Raw genomic sequence first — 12,116 nt, forward strand, 5'->3', positions numbered from 1 at the left:
TAGTTGAACAAAAGCAGCCGATCACATTGATCATTCTATAATTATAAAAAACGCCTTGTTTATCAATTGTTAATAATGAAAAGAATGAGTATTAATTCACTTTAATCAAGTAATTGTGTAATATTTATTAAGGAAACTTACTTATAAATTGCCCCCATTCAGAAAGGCCCTCGTAAAGGAATCCCTGGCTGCGTCATTTTATCTGCAGTGTTATCTATCTGCTTTTACAATGAATTATGAGGCCTTGTCCATCACCGTTTAGGATCTCATGAACCGCAGGCACGGTGCCCTGATTGTCATCCAGCGCAATGATTCATTAGAAGGGCTGATCCACTCAGGTATACCGATTGGCGCAACTGTTACTTTTTCTTTATTAGAGGCTATCTTTTATCCGGGAAATCCGCTGCATGACGGTGCAATCCTTATCCATAATGACATTATTGTGTCTGCAGCCAATGTATTGCCTTTATCCAGTCAAATCGCAGGTGACCAAAAGCTGGGCACAAGGCACAGGGCCGCATTGGGGCTCACGGAACAATCTGATGCTGTGGTACTGGTCGTATCCGAAGAGACCGGCAGGGCTTCCTTTGCTTATAAGGGAAAGCTTCATCCCGTCAGCGGACTTGAGTCATTGGATGAAATCGAAATATAACGGACAACAGGATGGGATGACATATGAGAAAAATAGGTCTGGTTTTAGGCGGTGGGGCCGTTCGCGGGCTGGCGCATTTAGGTGTGTTAAAATCGTTGGAGAAGCATACGATTCCCATTCACTGTGTCATTGGCACCAGCATGGGAGGGGTTATTGGCGGGCTTTTCGCTGCGGGTATTTCAGTCTCGGAGATTGAACATACATTTATACATACTCCAAAATATCGGTTTATTGATGTTGGCATATGGCAGCGAGGCCTGATTGCGGGAAATGGGATCATTCAGGTAATAGGTGATTTGTTGGAGAAACAGAATAAAGCGGAGTTGAAAATTGAGCAATTTCCCATCCATTTTAAAGCGATCGCGGTGGACTTGATGGAAGGCAAGCAGGTTACTCTGGATAAAGGTGATCTTGGAACCGTGCTGCGAGCGACTTCGGCTTTTCCCGGGGTATTTGCTCCTCTAATGTTAAACGATCAAATGCTTGTAGACGGCGGCGTACTGAATAACTTGCCAATTCAGGATATGCGCAAGGAAGATGTCGATTTCATTATTGCCGTTGATGTAGCCCGTGAGCATGAAAAGAAACCTCCACGCAACATGATTGAAGTGGTCTATCGCTCTTATAGCTTGATGACGGCGGAACGGAAGCATAGCAGCCTGCATATGGCTGATCTCGTCATTCGCCCTGAGGTAGGCCAATATGCGGCCTTTGATTTTACCAAAATAAAGGAATGTATTGCTGCGGGCGAAGAAGCCGCCGAATCCTTGATCCCTGAATTAACCCGGGTTATTGCAGAAGGATGAGCGTCTTCTTGCCCACACATTGAAATGATGAACGCACTCAATTATTATGAATTTAAGACGATTTTTAACTCCTGACAGTATTCCCGCAGTTCAGCCACCTGTTCCAGAAAGAGCAACAAGGCTTTGACATGAGCGGTTTCGTGTAATGTTTCGGCCAGCTCGCTTTGCAGCTTCTCCAAGATGCTGAAGTAATCATGTTTATCGGCATCCTGCAGATTAAGCTTTCCAATAATGGTGTGCATGCGATGTAAAATCGAATCCACCTGCTGCCACTTGCTCCATGGCTTTCCTTGTTCCTCCGTAGAAGGTTTCCACATGATTTCATGATGATGATCCGGGTTGGTCATTCCCTGCATCAGGATGTCTGTAATGCTCATGACAAAATCAGCCAGCAGCTGATGCTCGGAAGCGCGAAACTCCTGACCACTCATTCGCACATAACTGATGATCATGCTTTTGATGACAAAAATAATATCGTAATAATAGTCGCTCCATTCTTCCCCGTACAGGTTCATCATCAGGTCCAGAATCCGGTTGGATAAACTGTTCTCCAGACTGTCTACGGCCTGCGCGATCTTCTCATCGGTCGAGCCTAGCAGCGGTACGGAAAAAATGAGCAGATGCATTTTGCTCTGATAGACACGCTCAAGAACAATCACAAAAAATTGGGTCAGCTTCTCACGGGGAGACAGCCTGGAGTTCAGATATACCTTTTCCAGCTCCTTCTCCATGTCTTCCTGAACAAAAGCAATCGTGCCCTGCAGCAATTCTTCCTTGCTTTTAAAATATTTATAAAATGACGCCTTCACCATACCGCTTTGACGGGCGATCTCATCCACGGAAGTGGCCTCATAACCTTTCTCGGAAAACAGGGAAAGGGCGGCCTGAATTATTTCTTCGCTGGTTACTTTTTTCATGGTCCCTCACTTAAAATAAAGATTTATATGGTAACATTGTGCTGAACGTTCGCGGCTTCATTTGCGGCCTGCCTTCTTAGTTTGAATCTGGCGACAAGCAGATACAGTGAAGGCACGACAAACATGGTGAGCAGGGTGGAGTACATTAAACCAAATATGATGGTGTAAGCCAGTGGCCTGAACAATAGCTCACCAATGGTTGCAATCGGAATCATGCCTACAATGGCCGTTACAGAGGTAAGCAGAATGGGCCGGAAACGTGCATGAGTGGCCCCGATCACCGCTTCTTCCAGATCGGCGCCTTCCCGGCGCGCGTCCTCAATGAACTCCAGCAGTACAATTCCATTACGCACAACTATGCCCGCAAGCGCCGTCATTCCCAATATCCCCATAAAGCTTATCGGCATGTTTAAAATGAACAGTCCCAGGAATCCGCCAGCTGCCGCCATATAAACCGTCGTCATGATGATGACCGGAGCAGAGAAAGAATAGAACTGCAGGAAGATCAGCAGGAAAATCAGGAAGATCACGACTACATATAGCTTTGCTATTTCGGACAATACATCATTCTGGCCATGCACTTCACCGCCAATGTCCCAGCTGTATCCGGGCGGGAAGGAGGTGTTTTGCAAGTTATTTCGTAATTCCCGCATAATCTCATTAGCAGTGCGGCCGTATAAATCAGCATCGATGGTGACAGTACGCTTTAAATTATAATGATTTATTTGCTGGGTTTCAAAAGACGGCTTCATCTCAGCCAGCTGTGTGAGCGGGATTTGTGTTCCGGCCGCATTAGTCACATTCAATTGCTGAAACAGAACTTCAGGGTCTTCATCAGGTTTGCCAAGCGTCATTTTCATTTGAATCAGATCGCTGCCTGTGTCAAATTCGCTAAACTGCAGTCCGTTGCCCATCAGCAACAGGGTATTGGTCAGGCTGCTGTAGCTGACCTTATAATGATCCATAGCCTGTTTATCCACCCGGAAGTCGAGGGTAAAGTTTTCGTTTTCCATACTGTGGTGTACGTTCTGCGCACCCGGGGTATTTATGACTTCTCGTTTGACGGAATCGGCCAGGTTCTGCAGCTGAGGCAGATCATTGCCGGAGACCCGGATGGATATCGGCTTGCCGAGCGGAAGCCCCATCTCGGGAATTTTAAGTGTGATGGATTGGCCCGGAAAACGTTCCTTCAGTTCGGCCGACCATTCCGCCACGGCTTCATCTGCCTTAAATTTTCCTTCAACACCGACAACTGCAACCTGTCCGACGGTTGGACCGGTTCGGTCATCGGCGGTCATATCCTGAAACAACATGGGAGCACTGCCGCCTGCCGCATAAGTCACGGTCCGGATATTCGGCTGCTTCTGTATCCAGCCGGCGAGCTCGGCCGTAATTTCCCGAGTCTCTGCAATGGAAGTGCCCACAGGTGTCCGCACATTGATGCTTACCTGCGGATCCTCCGTTTCCGGGAAAAGGTCCAGGGGAATCAAAGCAAGCAGCCCGTATAACAGGGTGCTGATCAGCAGTCCGCCTGCCGCATAGACGGAGGGACGCTGAATCACTTTCGGAATAAGCTTGCCGGAATAGAAATTGCGCATGCCATCAATTTGCCTGCCCAGCAGCCCCGATGGACGGGGAGTCTGCTCTGTTTTCGTATTGCGCCGGCGTCTTGTTCCATACCATTCCCTGAAAATAGGAATAATGGTCAGCGACATCAGCATGGAGGCCAACAGGGTAAAGATAACAGCGTAAGGCAGCGGTTTGGCAAACGAACCGGCATCACCAGTCAAAAAGAGCAGGGGGCCAAAAGAAGCCACAGTAGCCAGTGTAGCCGTTAAAATGGAGATCGCAACTTCCCTCGTTCCGCGCAAAGCCGCTTCTGCGGGAGATTCTCCAAGCGTCTGCAATCTCCGCTCAATATTGTCATTGACGACCACCGCATCATCCACCAGAATGCCCATGACAATAATCAATCCGATGACGGTAACCTGGTTGAGCGTAACACCAAGCAGCGGCAAAATAATCAGCCCAATGGCGATAGAAATGGGAATCGCCAGCGCCACAAACGAAGAAGTTACCAGGTTCAGCCCCAGCGTACATACGAGAATAACGGAAGCTATAGCAAACATCATTTCCCGTGACAGGTGATGAAAAATATCGGCTACGCGATCCGTCTGTGAAAACAGGGTCTGCAGCTGATAATGCTGAGGCAGGGTATCTTTTAAGGCGACCACTTCCTCATTGACCCTTTCAAAGATTTTCTCCACATCAGCCCCTGTATTTCCCATAATCGTCAAAATGACTGCTGGCTTGCCGTTATAATAAGCCAAATAATCGGACTGGCTATGGGAGAGCAGCACAGTGCTGACATCCGCCAGATATACGGGGGTTCCATCAGCGGTTTGTTTGATCATAATCCGGTTCAAATCTTCCGCACTCTGCGACTGATCCACATTCAGCTGATACGTCAACTCATTGTAATCCAGATCTCCAAGCGGACTGCGCTCATTTTCATTTTGCACCGCCTGCATGAATTGCTCCCAGGTAATCTGATACTGCTGCAGCTTGGCGGCGTCAATCTGGATCCGCACCTCCTGATCCGGAAGCCCCTGGACGATGATTTGGGAGACACCGTCTACGGTACTGAGCTGGTCTTTCCATTTCTGCACCAAATCATGCAGCTTATATAGCTGTTCAGATGAACCAGCTGTGATGGCATATGAATGAATGAAGGTTTTATTCAGGTTTTCATTGATGACCGGCTTTTGTGCTTCTTCAGGAAGCGCAGCTTCAATATCATTGATTTTCTGCCGAATTTCCTCCCAGACAGCTTTGGCGTCCGCCGTGCCTTCCGTTTCAATACGGATGGTCGACATCCCATATGCGGAGGTGGATTCCAGTGTTTTGATGTTTTCCGCTTCTCTGAATTTCTGTTCCAGCGGGGTGGTAATTTCCCGCTCCACCTTTTCGGGGGATGCGCCCGGATATATCGTTGTGACCACGGCCGTTTTTTGAATAATATTGGGCATTTCCTGTCTGGAAAGCTGCGTAAGCTCGAAAATTCCAAAACCGATAGCCATAACAAAAATAAACACGGTCAGCTTCCGTTTGCGGATAAAATATTCAATCATTGGTTTGTTCCTCCGCGGGCTGAACGACTATACCATCGTAAATGGAGCTGGCGCCTGTCGTGACAATAATGTCGCCAACGGCAAGACCGTCCGTAATTTCCAGCTTATTGCCGGTCAGCTCGCCAATTTCCACTACCGTTTTTACAGCTTTATTGTTTATAACTTTATACACATACGTCTCACTACCGCTGCTAAGGACTGCTTTGGCAGGGATCAGGAGCTTCTCGTTTTGCTGAGTGCTAAGACCCGCTTGGACCACCTGGCCCGGTGCCCAGTCATGCTTGGGATTCGAGACTGTAACCTCCACATTGATGGAGCCCGTATCGGAATTGGTAGCCGGGTATATTCTGCTGACCGTTCCTTCCCGTTGCTGACCGTACAGGGTCAGGCTCACTTTGTCCCCTTTTTTCCATTGATCAATCTCATGATCCGGCACGGGCAGCAGCACCTTCAATTTGTCGATTTGACCGATCCGGTAAGCGGGTTGTCCGGAAGCGGCCAGTTCACCGGCAGTTACCTTTTTTTCCAGAACCACCCCTGATATTGGAGATTTCAAAGAGGTTTTGGACAGGGAAAGCTCGGCTTCCTTTTTAGCCACGATCGCTTGCTCATACTGAGCGGAAGCCTGGTCATGCGCTGCTTCAGCCTGCTGCAGCGTAGCGGCAGCAGATGCTTTTGCGGCCTGGGCCTGCCGAACTCCGGATTTTGCCGTTTCAAGGTCCTCCTTGGTAGCTCCTTCTTCCAGCAGGGACAGGGCATTCCGCGCATCCTCAACGTCCTTGGAAGCATTCGTGAGCGCAAGCTGTGCTCGTTCCTGTTCCTCCTTCGTGGTAACTCCTTGTTCATAAAGCGATTGTACTCGGGCCGCATCCGTCCTGGATCTGGTCAGTGCCGCCTGTGCTCTTTCCACCTTGGTACGAGCCTGCTCAAGTTCCTGCTGCCTTGCTCCTTTAACTGTTTTGTTTAATGAAGCAGTAGCAGAAGAAATCTGAGACTCGGCAGAGGATATGGAGGCTTCGGCGCCAGCCATCGCGGCAGCGGCATTTTTGAGGCCTGACTGAGCCTCGGCAATGGAATGGTTTGCTTGCTCCAGTTGAAGCTGAACATTTGCGCTATCCATTTTGGATAACACCTGATTTTGAGAGACCGCATCTCCAACCTCAAAGGAAGCTTTCTCAACTAAGCCTGATAACTCGAATGCGACGGATACTTCTTTATAAGCTTCAAGCGTACCGGAAAGATTTTTGACGGCGGATACCGATTGTTTCTGGACCGTTGTGGTTGCAACATTCGCTCCGGTCGCATCATCGCTGCTGGTTTCTGTGGAACCTGACGACGAGCATGCAGAGCTGGTTAGCAGCATTGCGCCAATCACTAAAAGGTGAAGGTTGCGTTTTAACAAAATGATCTTCCTCCCGAAAAATAAACTTATAAGTATAATAATAAACTATATAGTTTAATTAAAGGAATTATAGGTTTTTGAAGGTGAGCTTGTCAACTGAAGAGGAGGGGACGGGACGATCCGGAGTTTAAGCAGAAAGTATTTCTCTTGACTTTTAAACTGGAATGCGCTGGGTCTTGACAGGCATGTGCTATAGTATTTTTATATCCAATTCTATTTATAGAAGTTGCTTCCTAAAAATGAAGGACAAAGGAAAGGAAAGCCATGAACAAAGCGAATTTAATCAATGAACAGGTGGATCATTCCCAATTCGGTGCCGGACAAGTTGTAAAACACGGCGACGGACGGATTACGGTGCTGTTTTCTTCCATTGGCCCAAAGACGTTTCTGTATCCGGAAGCATTTGAGCATCATCTTAAAATGCGCAATCCGGTTCTTCATGAAACCGTACTTGCTGAGTATGTGAAAAAGCAGAAACAGCTGATAGAAGAAAAGAATCGCCAAGCGCAGCAGCTTAAAGAAGAAGCGGAACAATTGGCTGCGAAAAAAGCTGTAAAAAGCAAAAAAAGTGCTCAGACCAAGGAAAAAAAGCCTGTTAGTTCAAAGCTCAAAGCAACTAAAAATTCTGAAAATCGTAAATGATACTTAAAGACAAAAAGTTGTTAAAGCGTTACAGGCAAGTGTAGAGGAGGAAGAATAATGGCATATCTTTTTTTGGCAATCTCTATTATTGGTGAATTAATTGGAACTTCAATGCTTAAAGCTTCGGAAGGTTTTAGTAAATTATATCCAACTATATTTACTATCGTTGCATTCGGTATCTCTTTCTTTTGTCTTTCTTTAACTCTCAAAACGCTCCCCTTAAATATGACTTATGCTATCTGGTCAGGTGTAGGCGCGGTTGCCACGGTGCTGATTTCGGTATTGATCTGGAAAGAAAAAATCAATACAGGCAGCATTGTAGGCATTGCTTTAATCGTGATTGGAGTTGTCATTTTGAACTTATTCGGTGCAGGCCATGGCGAGGCAAACGATACAAAAGAAGCAACAAGTTTAGTTTTTCAAAATAAAGAATAGAAAGATCCCCCAAAGAAGGCTTCTACATGATTATACTTTCCTGCTGTGTCCGCTATAATGGAGGGAGTGATTGAGGAAAGGAATGTCATAATGAAAAAAGTCATCGTCATTGGAGCAGGAATTCTCGGGGCATCGACAGCGTATCAGCTGGCCAAAATGGGGGCAGAGGTGCTGATTGTGGACCGTAAAGATATAGGGCAGGCTACGGATGCAGCCGCTGGCATCATTTGCCCATGGCTGTCCCAGCGGCGCAATCAGGCATGGTACCGGCTGGCCAAGGCGGGCGCGCGTTTTTACCCCGGACTGATCCAAGAGCTGCAAAGCGAGGGCGAAACCGAGACAGGCTATGCACAGGTGGGGGCACTCAGCATTCATGAAGATTTAGAGAAAATCAGCAGCATGGTGGGGAGGGCGCAGCTCCGCAAACCGGATGCACCGGAAATTGGTGACATTACCCGGCTTGATGCACAAGCAACTCAAAAATCCTTCCCTCTGTTGACGGAGGGTTATTCCTCTGTACATATTAGCGGGGCCGCCCGCATTGATGGCCGTGCACTGCGCGACGCGCTGCTCCGGTCTGCACAAAGAAACGGAGCCGTCCTGATCCACGGGGATGCCAAGCTTGAGTATCAGTCAAACCGTGTCATAGGAGTCACTGTTGATGCAGACAGCTGCCCGGCAGACGAAGTCATCGTTTGTGCAGGTGCATGGGCCAATGCATTGCTGCAGCCTTTGGGCATTGACTTTAAGGTTCGTTTTCAAAAAGCGCAAATCATGCATCTGCAGATTCCTGACCGGCAGGACACCGGCAGCTGGCCTGTGGTCATGCCGCCTTCTGATCAATATTTGCTGGCATTTGACCAGCAGAAGATTGTGATCGGGGCAACTCATGAAAATGAAGTGCAAGGCTACGATACAAGAGCAACCGCAGGCGGTATTCAGGAAGTCGTGAATAAAGGGCTGGAAGTGGCGCCTGGCTTGGCAAACTGCACTTTTCAGGAGATAAGAGTGGGCTTTCGGCCTTTTACGCCCGGTTTTCTGCCGGTGCTCGGCGCTGTTCCAGGCTGGGACGGTCTTATAACAGCAAACGGACTTGGAGCGTCCGGCTTGACGATGGGCCCCTTTATCGGTAGCCAACTGGCCAAGCTGGCGTTAGGAATGGAGCTGGATATCGATATGGAGGATTATGATCTCCGCAAAGCCATGGATGAAGGCTAAATGGTTTCATCAAGTCTGCAGCTGAAAGGAATGTCTTTTAATGAAAGACCTGATTAACTTCTCGCACATGGATCATCAAGGCGGTAATCCATTGCCATATACCATTGCCAATCATATTTTGAGGAAAATATTCCTTGAGGAGTTAGCCCAAGGTGCTCGCCTGACCGAAAGCGAAATCGCAAAAGAATTGCAGGTAAGCCACATTCCCGTTCGGGAAGCTTTCTATATTTTACAGAATTACGAGATTCTTGAGAGAGCACCCCGGAAGGGCGTGAGAGTTAAAGCAATTTCCCGACAGGAGCTTGCTGATTATGCAAATGCCTTAATTGAACTGTATGCGATTGTCTTGCGTCATTCCAAGGAGAAATGGAACTCCGATAAGCATGATAGGCTTCGCAGCTACCTGGAAGAAGCAGATAAGCAGCTTAAAGAGGGCAACCTTATTGATTATCTCGTCAAGTGTGATGAACTTTGCCGGTATCTGTTTGTAGTGGGGGAGAATAAGGCGTTTCTTCGTTTTTATTCGGAAATTACATATATCACTACTGCCTTTTGTCAGTCACGGTGGAGAAGCCTGGAAACGGCTGAAAAATGCCAGCATCATCTGCAAGCGGCGGTCAACGCCTTGATTGAGGGCAACATGGATCTGGCAGCAGCAGAATTGGAGAACGTCACAAGATACTCGATAAATACTTGAAATGTCTGGAGAGTGCAAAAAAAGCGCAGGCACCAGGTTTTACCTGGTTTGGCTGCGCTTTTCTGCATTCACGGGTTATCTGTCGATTTTGGCGGTGGAGCCGCTGGCTTGCACATTGAAGCCGCCGTCAATCAGCTGGGAGGTTCCTGTGGTGAAATAGGCCTCATCGCTGGCCAAATAAACCACCAGGTATGCGACATCAACAGGTCTTCCCATTCGGCCCAGCGGTTGGGAGGCCACAGCTGCATCCATGGATTCTTGATCAGGGAATGCATCCTCAACCATGGAAGTATAGATAGTGCCAGGCAGTACTGAATTGACCCGAATATTGAAAGGAGCCAATTCAATGGCCGCTGCTCTTGAGAAAGCATCTACTGCACCCTTACTGGCTGTATATGCCGTAAATGCGCCGCTTGAATTGACAACAGCCATCGAAGCGATGTTGATGATCGAGCCGATGCCCGCTTTTTTCATATAAGGAATAACGGTCTGCATGCCGACGAACTGGCTCCATGCGTTGACATCCATTACTTTGCTCCAATGTTCATGGGTTAGTTTGTCATACGTAGTCGGAGCCAGGATGCCTGCGTTGTTAACCAGCACTGTAATAGGCCCGAATGCTTTAACGCCTTCTTCAACGACTTGAATCCAATCCTCTTTGGAAGAGACATCATGCTTAAATGCGAGAGCGCTTCCAAGGTTCTCGGCATTAATTTCCTCAACGACTTTTGTGACATTTTCAAAATTGATGTCTGTCGCTATGACCTTGGCTCCTTCTTTCGCCATCAGCTTTGCTTCGGCCGCTCCTTGACCATTGCCGGCTCCGGTTACAAGCGCTACTTTTCCTGTTAATCTTCCCATAATAAAGCCTCCAGTTTATATAGATATATAAGTCACAGTTCAAATTATATATAATATATAATATATAATTCAAGATGAAATTTTTTGAATGGTCTCTAATTGACAGTCTAAAAATAAAATGATAGTATAAGTCCAGCCATTGAGTAATCGTTTACGCAAGCTTTATGATTCAAAGGGGGAATAGGAGAGATGTTTATGTTTTGTTTGAGTAATCGTTTACTCCAATAGCTTGACATGTTTTATGAAGTTATGTTAACGTTGAGTAAACGATTACTCATTAGGCGAGGTCACTCATGATGAAAAAGAGCAATAAGATTTCAATCAAGGAAATTGCTCGGCTGAGCGGTGTTTCTGTGGCTACGGTTTCGCGCGTTATTAATAATAACGGACGTTTTTCTGATGAAACCAGGCAGAAGGTTATGGATGTGATCAATCAACATCATTATGAAATCAACACGGTAGCCAAGAGCCTGCGCATGAAGAAGTCACAAACGATTGGGTTATTGGTGCCGGATATCAGCAATGAATTTTTCGCTTCCATCGTTCAGGAAATCGAACGCATTTTCTTTGAAGAAGGCTATTCCACCATTATCTGCAATACAGCCAAAAATGCGGAGAAGGAAAAGGAATACATGCGCATGCTGGACGGAAAAATGATCGACGGTCTGATCTGCATTTCAGGTCAGGAAGAGGTGCTGACCGATATGCTGCGGCGGAATGTGCCGATTGTCTGCATCGACAGACGTCCGAAAATCAACCAAAACGTGGCCTTCATTGAGTCTGACCACCATGAAGGAGGGCGGTTGGCGACAGAAGCCTTGATCCGGAAAGGGTGCAAGAACATCCTTTTGCTGACCAAAAGAAAAAACCTGTCCTCCGTAAATGAACGGCTTCAGGGATACAGGGCAGCATTAACGCAAAATGGATTCCCGATCACGGAAAAGCATGTCGTATATATTGATGAACAGGAAAATAATTTGGGGGCAGCCCAGACCGCACTCCAGGAAGTCATTGATTCCAAACTGGAGTTTGACGGCATCTTCGCTACAAACGACTGGCTTGCATTGGGTGCATTGCTTACCCTGCAGCAAAATGGGTACCAGGTTCCGGAACAAGTGAAAATCGTCGGCTTTGATAACAACCAGATCTCCAAATACTGCAACCCGCCGTTGACAACGATTGATCAGGACGAGACCCTGCTGGCCAAAAATGCCTGTACAGCGCTACTTGATATGATTGACGGGTCCAGTGTCAAACACGGACAGCACCATGTGATTCCAGTAAGTCTGGTGGAGAGAAAGACCACTTAACTTGAATGATGACGTCACGTCTTGTTTGTAAAACCGTTCACCCAA

Annotated in this window: 10 protein-coding genes and 1 pseudogene; 7 read left to right on the forward strand and 4 right to left on the reverse strand. The window is 47.3% G+C overall.

The features are described 5' to 3' along the window. Positions 1-178 precede the first annotated feature (178 nt). Together cdaS and ACI1P2_RS05425 are read left to right on the forward strand one after the other, a co-directional pair. Positions 179-652 (forward strand): annotated as a pseudogene (gene cdaS / locus ACI1P2_RS05420) (sporulation-specific diadenylate cyclase CdaS); the annotation flags it as partial. A gap of 23 nt (positions 653-675) precedes the next feature. Next, positions 676-1,458 carry a patatin-like phospholipase family protein gene (locus ACI1P2_RS05425; protein WP_355317597.1) on the forward strand — a complete coding sequence of 261 codons (783 nt, stop codon included), beginning with the start codon at positions 676-678 and terminating at the stop codon, positions 1,456-1,458. A 44-nt stretch (positions 1,459-1,502) separates the two neighbouring features. Here ACI1P2_RS05425 and ACI1P2_RS05430 read toward each other — a convergent pair whose 3' ends face one another. Genes ACI1P2_RS05430 through ACI1P2_RS05440 form a run of 3 tightly spaced genes read right to left on the reverse strand, consistent with a single transcriptional unit; the run spans position 1,503 to position 6,908 of the window. Continuing rightward, on the reverse strand, positions 1,503-2,375 hold the full coding sequence (locus tag ACI1P2_RS05430) for a TetR/AcrR family transcriptional regulator (protein ID WP_355317599.1): 873 nt from the start codon (positions 2,373-2,375) through the stop codon (positions 1,503-1,505). A gap of 23 nt (positions 2,376-2,398) precedes the next feature. Further along, a complete protein-coding gene (locus ACI1P2_RS05435) occupies positions 2,399-5,506 on the reverse strand; it encodes an efflux RND transporter permease subunit (RefSeq protein ID WP_355317601.1) in 3,108 nt (1,035 codons plus the stop codon). Next, positions 5,499-6,908 carry an efflux RND transporter periplasmic adaptor subunit gene (locus ACI1P2_RS05440; protein ID WP_355317602.1) on the reverse strand — a complete coding sequence of 470 codons (1,410 nt, stop codon included), beginning with the start codon at positions 6,906-6,908 and terminating at the stop codon, positions 5,499-5,501. The genes ACI1P2_RS05435 and ACI1P2_RS05440 overlap by 8 nt, the downstream gene beginning before the upstream one ends. Before the next feature lie 264 nt (positions 6,909-7,172). On the opposite strand from ACI1P2_RS05440, the gene ACI1P2_RS05445 reads away from it, so the two are divergent. From ACI1P2_RS05445 to ACI1P2_RS05460, 4 genes are all read left to right on the forward strand, one after another. Then, positions 7,173-7,550, forward strand: a complete 378-nt coding sequence (locus ACI1P2_RS05445; protein WP_355317603.1) for a hypothetical protein — start codon at positions 7,173-7,175, stop codon at positions 7,548-7,550. Positions 7,551-7,607: 57 nt separating this feature from the next. After that, entirely contained in the window at positions 7,608-7,985 is a 378-nt protein-coding gene (locus ACI1P2_RS05450; protein ID WP_355317605.1) for a DMT family transporter, read from the forward strand. Between the two features lie 90 nt (positions 7,986-8,075). Then, a complete protein-coding gene (locus ACI1P2_RS05455) occupies positions 8,076-9,203 on the forward strand; it encodes an NAD(P)/FAD-dependent oxidoreductase (RefSeq protein WP_355317607.1) in 1,128 nt (375 codons plus the stop codon). A gap of 40 nt (positions 9,204-9,243) precedes the next feature. Continuing rightward, on the forward strand, positions 9,244-9,900 hold the full coding sequence (locus tag ACI1P2_RS05460) for a GntR family transcriptional regulator (protein ID WP_355317608.1): 657 nt from the start codon (positions 9,244-9,246) through the stop codon (positions 9,898-9,900). Between the two features lie 75 nt (positions 9,901-9,975). Here the strand turns inward: ACI1P2_RS05460 and ACI1P2_RS05465 are convergent, their stop codons facing one another. Further along, a complete protein-coding gene (locus ACI1P2_RS05465) occupies positions 9,976-10,761 on the reverse strand; it encodes an SDR family NAD(P)-dependent oxidoreductase (protein WP_355317610.1) in 786 nt (261 codons plus the stop codon). 296 nt (positions 10,762-11,057) lie between these two features. Between ACI1P2_RS05465 and ACI1P2_RS05470 the strand changes: the two genes are divergently transcribed. Next, positions 11,058-12,071 carry a LacI family DNA-binding transcriptional regulator gene (locus ACI1P2_RS05470; RefSeq protein ID WP_408976139.1) on the forward strand — a complete coding sequence of 338 codons (1,014 nt, stop codon included), beginning with the start codon at positions 11,058-11,060 and terminating at the stop codon, positions 12,069-12,071. The last annotated feature ends 45 nt before the right edge of the window (positions 12,072-12,116 follow it).

It is taken from the genome of Paenibacillus jiangxiensis, from assembly GCF_046098255.1.
Classification (GTDB): domain Bacteria; phylum Bacillota; class Bacilli; order Paenibacillales; family Paenibacillaceae; genus Paenibacillus; species Paenibacillus jiagnxiensis.